This is a genomic window from Falsiroseomonas oryzae, assembly GCF_027856955.1.
GTDB classification, from domain to species: domain Bacteria; phylum Pseudomonadota; class Alphaproteobacteria; order Acetobacterales; family Acetobacteraceae; genus Falsiroseomonas; species Falsiroseomonas oryzae.
On record NZ_JAPSMD010000385.1, the window covers coordinates 1 to 5172 of the forward strand.

Annotated in this window: 6 protein-coding genes and 1 tRNA gene; 2 read left to right on the forward strand and 5 right to left on the reverse strand. The window is 70.6% G+C overall.

Features of this window, described 5'->3' with window-relative positions; translation table 11 throughout:
• Positions 1-59 precede the first annotated feature (59 nt).
• The 4 genes from OZN99_RS25000 to OZN99_RS25015 all read right to left on the reverse strand — a co-directional run bounded on the left by OZN99_RS25000 (position 60) and on the right by OZN99_RS25015 (position 2342).
• On the reverse strand, positions 60-185 hold the full coding sequence (locus OZN99_RS25000; RefSeq protein WP_270937954.1) for a hypothetical protein: 126 nt from the start codon (positions 183-185) through the stop codon (positions 60-62).
• A gap of 83 nt (positions 186-268) precedes the next feature.
• The gene (locus OZN99_RS25005; RefSeq protein ID WP_270937955.1) at positions 269-727 is read right to left on the reverse strand and encodes a hypothetical protein; all 459 of its coding nucleotides are present in this window, start codon (positions 725-727) and stop codon (positions 269-271) included.
• A gap of 82 nt (positions 728-809) precedes the next feature.
• Positions 810-1457, reverse strand: coding sequence for a CoA transferase subunit B (locus tag OZN99_RS25010; protein WP_270937956.1), 648 nt, complete (start codon positions 1455-1457; stop codon positions 810-812).
• A 150-nt stretch (positions 1458-1607) separates the two neighbouring features.
• A complete protein-coding gene (locus tag OZN99_RS25015; protein WP_270937957.1) occupies positions 1608-2342 on the reverse strand; it encodes a CoA transferase subunit A in 735 nt (244 codons plus the stop codon).
• A 135-nt stretch (positions 2343-2477) separates the two neighbouring features.
• Here OZN99_RS25015 and OZN99_RS25020 point away from each other — a divergent pair.
• Both OZN99_RS25020 and OZN99_RS25025 read left to right on the forward strand, forming a co-directional pair.
• Positions 2478-2553 (forward strand) — tRNA-Ala (locus OZN99_RS25020).
• A gap of 325 nt (positions 2554-2878) precedes the next feature.
• Positions 2879-3520 (forward strand): CoA-transferase, encoded by a 642-nt coding sequence (locus OZN99_RS25025; protein WP_270937958.1) that lies wholly within the window; start codon positions 2879-2881, stop codon positions 3518-3520.
• On the opposite strand, the gene OZN99_RS25030 is transcribed toward OZN99_RS25025, so the two are convergent.
• Positions 3496-4545 carry a helix-turn-helix domain-containing protein gene (locus tag OZN99_RS25030; protein ID WP_270937959.1) on the reverse strand — a complete coding sequence of 350 codons (1050 nt, stop codon included), beginning with the start codon at positions 4543-4545 and terminating at the stop codon, positions 3496-3498. The two genes, OZN99_RS25025 and OZN99_RS25030, sit on opposite strands and share 25 nt — an antisense overlap.
• Positions 4546-5172: the final 627 nt, after the last annotated feature.

Below are 5172 nucleotides of genomic sequence, written 5' to 3' on the forward strand. Positions count from 1 at the left end.
CGAAAGCGCCGGGACTGGCATGGCCCATCCGCAGGCGCGTCGCGGCCGGGCCGGCTGCCCTACTGCCGCTGGCCGCCACCGCCCGTGATGGGCTGGCCGGTTGCGGCCGTGCCGCCCGTGGCGGTCCCGCCCGCGCTGCCGATGGCGGTGAGCGCGGTGCGCGCCTCGCGGACCTCGACCACCACGCGCGGAAGGTCGGGGCTCTGGCCGTCCAGCGTGCGCAGCGCCTCGGCGATCTCCCGCTCGGCGTCTTCCTGCGGCGATCTGCCTATGGCGTGCGATAGACCACCGTCACCGGACCGCCCATGGTCTGGAAGGTGTTGTCGTTCAGGTTCAGCCAGCCGAGCACCGGCGGCCGCACGCCATAGACGTTCGGCACCGTGGTGCGGCCCGTGCCGGTGCCGAAGCACCCTTGGTTGTTGGCGCCGACCCATTGCGTCGGCGTCTCCGCCACCATGCTGTGCACCAGGTCGCCATTCGCCGCGAAGAAGCCGACGATGTCGCCGGCCGAGACCCGGTTCACGCCGGCCACGCGGACCGGCTGTCCGCCATTCGGCCAGAGGATCGGCCGCATCACCTGGCCGTTGAACGGGCCGGTCATCGGATCGGACGTCGCATGCGCCAGCATCCGCCCGCGGCCGATCAGCCAGCGATAGACGAAGGCGTGGCAGATCTCCATGTGCGGGTTCGCCGCATCCTCGGGAACCCAGGTGTTCAGCAGGATCATGGACGCGCGCCCCGGTTGCCGGCGCGAGCCTATGATCCTCGCTTCACGCGACGCAAGCCGGCCGCGCGCGTGCGCGCCCGCCTCAGGCCGGCACCGCCACCTTGTAGTCGGCCTCGGTCTTGGCGCGGATCTCCGCCTCGGTCACGCCGCGCGCCAGCTCCACCAACCGCATCGGCGCGTCGCCCTTCTTGTCGATCGCGAAGACACCGAGGTCGGTGATCACCATGTCCACCACGCGGCGCCCGGTCAGCGGCAGGTTGCACGCCTTCAGCAGCTTCGGCGAAGCGCCCGCGGTGTGCTCCATCAGCACGATCACCTTCTTCACGCCGGCGACCAGGTCCATCGCGCCGCCCATCCCCTTCACCATCTTCCCGGGGATCATCCAGTTCGCCAGGTCGCCGTTCTGCGCCACCTGCAGCGCGCCCAGGATCGACAGGTCGATATGCCCGCCGCGGATCATCCCGAAGCTCTGCGCGCTGTCGAAGAAGCTGCTGGTCGGCAGCTGCGTGATGGTCTGCTTGCCGGCGTTGATCAGGTCCGGGTCCTCCTCCCCCTCGTAGGGGAAGGGGCCGAGGCCGAGCATGCCGTTCTCGCTCTGCAGCTGCACCGTCATGCCGGCGGGCACATGGTTCGCCACCAGCGTCGGGATGCCGATGCCGAGGTTGACGTAGAAGCCGTCCTGCAGTTCGCGGGCGGCGCGCGCCGCCATCTCGTCGCGGGTCCAGGGCATGGAGCTACCTCCGGGGAAAAGGGGTGGCGGCGCGCGCAAGCGCGCCGAGCGCGCGAATGCGCGCCGCGCACAATCCGACCGCAGGCACCGGTGCGACAGCAGCCTGCGCGAAGCCAAGGCCGCGGAGCGGGCGCCCGGCGTCTGAGGGCATCACGAAATCCGATCGGGGCCGGCGGCCGGGGCGGGGTGCTTGCGCACCGTGCGGCTTTCGATCCGCTTCTCGAAGCCCGGCGGGCAGGCGATGATGCGCTTCACGAAGATGCCGGGCGTGTGGATGTGGTCGGCGTCGATCTCGCCGGGGCGCACCAAGTGCTCAACCTGCGCGACCGTCACCTTCGCCGCGGTCGCCATGATCGGGTTGAAGTTCCGCGCCGTCTTCCGGTAGGCGAGATTGCCCTCGTGGTCGCCCATGTAGGCGTGCACGATCGCCAGGTCGGCGAACAGCGTGCGCTCCATCACGTAGGTCTCGCCGTCGAACTCCGCGGTCGGCTTGCCTTCCGCCACCGCGGTGCCGACGCCGGTCTTCGTAAAGAAGGCGGGGATGCCGGCGCCGCCCGACCGGATGCGCTCGGCCAGCGTGCCCTGCGGGTTGAACTCGATCTCCAGCTCGCCGGCCAGGTACTGCTTGGCGAAGGTGGCGTTCTCGCCGACGTAGCTGCTGATCATCTTCCGGATCTGCCGCGTCTCCAGCAGGATGCCGAGGCCGACGCCGTCGATGCCGGCGTTGTTGGACACCACCGTCAGGTCCTTCACGCCGCTCTCCCGGATCGCCTCGATCAGCAGGGAGGGAATGCCGGATATGCCGAAGCCGCCGGACATGATGGTCATGCCGTCCTTCAGCAGCCCGGCGAGGGCCTCGGTCGCGTCCTTGTAGACCTTGCGCATGGCGGCGGGCGGTTCCCTGGATCTGGCGGCCGCACCCTATGTGGGGGCGGCGCAGCATGGAAGGGGGCGGCCGAGCGGCAGGCAGTCTTGCGTGCCCCCGGGGCGGGGGCTATACGGCGCGCCTCCCAAGACTGCGGGGCCATAGCTCAGTTGGGAGAGCGCTTGAATGGCATTCAAGAGGTCAGGGGTTCGACTCCCCTTGGCTCCACCAGTTTGAGCGATCCAAGTTCTTGATCGCATTGTGTTTGGGGCCGTCGCAGCAGCGGCGGCCCCGACGCTTTCCGGGCCCTGCGGCACCGTCCGCCGCCCGGTCGCGCATCGTTGAGGCGGCTACGCTCCGCACGCCGCGAATTCCGATATCGCCGCCCGCCGACACGCTGCCGCCGCCAGCCTAAGGTAACCTCGTCCATCGCGTTCCGACCGCACGGCGTCGCCGCCCCCTCGCGCGGCGCCGAACGGCGCCGGCCCGTTGCCCCTCCTGCGGCGGGCCGGCGCTGCGGTCGTGGCCGGCAGCGGGAACAACGGATTTGCACAGGGTGATCTCGGCCCAGGCGGCGGCAAACCTGATCCCGGACGGGACGACCGTCATGCTGTGCGGACCATCGCCGGTCGGCGCCCCGTCGCGCATCGTCAATGCCCTCGTTGCGCGGCGCGCGCGCGACCTGACGCTGCTCGTTCCCGATCTCGCGGTCCCGGGCGCCGGCGTCAGCCTGCTCATCGAGGCGCGCTGCGTGACCCGGATCGTCGCCGCGCGCCTCGGCGACAATCCGGTTGCGCGACGGCGCCTGATGCGGAGCGAGTTCGACCTCGACCTGGTCGGACCGGAGCGCTTCCTGGAACGCATCCGCGCCGCGGGCCGAGGCCTTGGCGGGATCCTCATGCCGACGGACAGCCGGGGGCAGCCAGGCCAGCAGCCGGTTCTCGACCTGGATGGCCGGAGCTTCTCCGTCGAGCGGCCGTTGCGTGCATGCTTCGCCGTCCTGGTGGCACGGGAAGCGGATTCGTCCTTCAACCTGGCCTATGCGCACGGCACGCCGGAGGTGGCGCCGCTGATGGCCGAGGCGGCGGACTGCGTGATGGCCGAGGCGGAGCTGATGCCGGCGCCGGCCGCGCTGCCCGTCTCGGCACTGCAGACCTCGGGCGTGCGGGTCAGCTACCTCGTGCCCGCGGCGCCCTGAGCGGCCCTCATCGCAGCCTCGCGGGGCGCCGGCGCGACCTCCGCCGCGCCAACGGGTGATCCGGCCTGCGCCGCGGCCAGCGTCTCGGACGGGGACTCGCCGAAACACTCCCGGTAGTCGTGGGAGAACTGGCCGAGGTGCCAGAAGCCGTGCGCCAGCGCGATCGACTTGACGAGGTGCGGACCGCCGTCGGGCTGCCGCAGGGCAGCGCGGACCAGGTTCAGCCGGCGCAGCTTCAGGTAGCGGTGCGGGCTGATGCCCAGCATGCCCTGGAACGCATCCGCGAGTCGCCCGGCGCTGATCCCCAGGGTGCGGCACAGCTCCTCCGTGTAGATCGGCCGATCGATATGCGCCTTGAGATAGGCCTCGGCGCCGAGGACGATCCTGCGCCAGTCATCCGAGGTGCGGCGGCTGCGCGGCGCGAGCACCTCCTCCGCCTGCTGGATCAGGTCCTGCGCGACGCCGAGCAGCGACGCACGCAGCGCACGGCGCGGCGGCTCGGTCGCGAAGACATCGGGCGCATCCGCCGCGATGCCGGAGGCCGAGCGGATCAGTCGTGCCATGCGGTGCCAGCTTTCCGGCTGCGCGCTGCGGAGGACGTATTCGCCCGGCCGGACGACCGGGCATCCTTCCTCGCCGCCGAGATGAGCGTCCGCCACTTCGGGCGGCATCACGAGCACAGAAGAGCTGTTGGACTGCGTGTTCGACCGAACGAGCTGGGTGCCCGGCCCGTAGAGGCAGAAGCCGAAGGGCGGAAGAAGCTGCCCGTTGAGCACCATCGTATCGGCCCCGTCCAGCGGGAACTGCAGCGCCACCGTGGCCGCGCCGGGCACGGCGACCATCGCGAGCGGACTGCACGAGCCATGGACCAGGACCACGTCCCCGAGCCGTATCGTCGTCAGGTCAACGTAGAATCCGGCATGCGGCAGCGGCGTGACCTGCATGACCACGCCGGGCATCGCATCGAGGAGTTCTGCCGGTTCGGTGAAGCGGGCATGCTGCACAGCCGTCGCGCCCGCTGGCATCAGAACCTCTGTCGATATGATCATACTTTGCTAATGTACCTCGACTTTGCCGCTTGAGGAACCACTAATAGATTGCCGCGGCTTCGCATCTTGAGAACAGTCACGCCGTCGCGATGACCCTGCCCGGCTCCGCCTGCAGCGGTCGGGAGGGCGACCTTCGGGCCGCGCCGCTGCCGCGGAGGCGCGTCGGCCGAGGCGGAGCAGGTCGGCCGCCGGGATGGCCGGCGGGATCGGATGTCCGACCCCCGTGAGAGGACATTCGCCGCGCCGGGTCCGGCTCGGAATGAGTCGAATTCCGATAGCGTTTGCGCCTCGGCTTTGCAGCGTCCCCGTCTAGCCTTCGCTCCAACGGAACCACCCAAGCGGCTGGCGGAGGGAGCATGTTCGAGTCTTCGTCCAACAGGTGGTGGCTCCTCGCCTGTGCCGGCGCGACATGCCTGCTGTCATCCGACCCTGCCAGGGCGCAATCGGTGGAGGATCTCCTGCGCCGCATCGACGCGCTGCAGCGCCGCGTCGAGGAACTGGAGCAGGCGCAGCCGGCGCGCCGGCAGGCTGCAGCGCCCGCTCCCACGCCGGCGCCCCGGACGACGCAGCGCGCCACGCCTGCGCCGCCGCCAGCCGCCCGTC

What these genes read in the sequence shown, in the direction of transcription:
- OZN99_RS25015 (WP_270937957.1), bottom strand. Translation starts at nt 2,342, where the DNA reads ATGCGCAAGGTCTACAAGGACGCGACCGAGGCCCTCGCCGGGCTGCTG.
- OZN99_RS25005 (WP_270937955.1), bottom strand. Translation starts at nt 727, where the DNA reads ATGATCCTGCTGAACACCTGGGTTCCCGAGGATGCGGCGAACCCGCAC.
- OZN99_RS25030 (WP_270937959.1), bottom strand. Translation starts at nt 4,545, where the DNA reads ATGCCAGCGGGCGCGACGGCTGTGCAGCATGCCCGCTTCACCGAACCG.
- OZN99_RS25010 (WP_270937956.1), bottom strand. Translation starts at nt 1,457, where the DNA reads ATGCCCTGGACCCGCGACGAGATGGCGGCGCGCGCCGCCCGCGAACTG.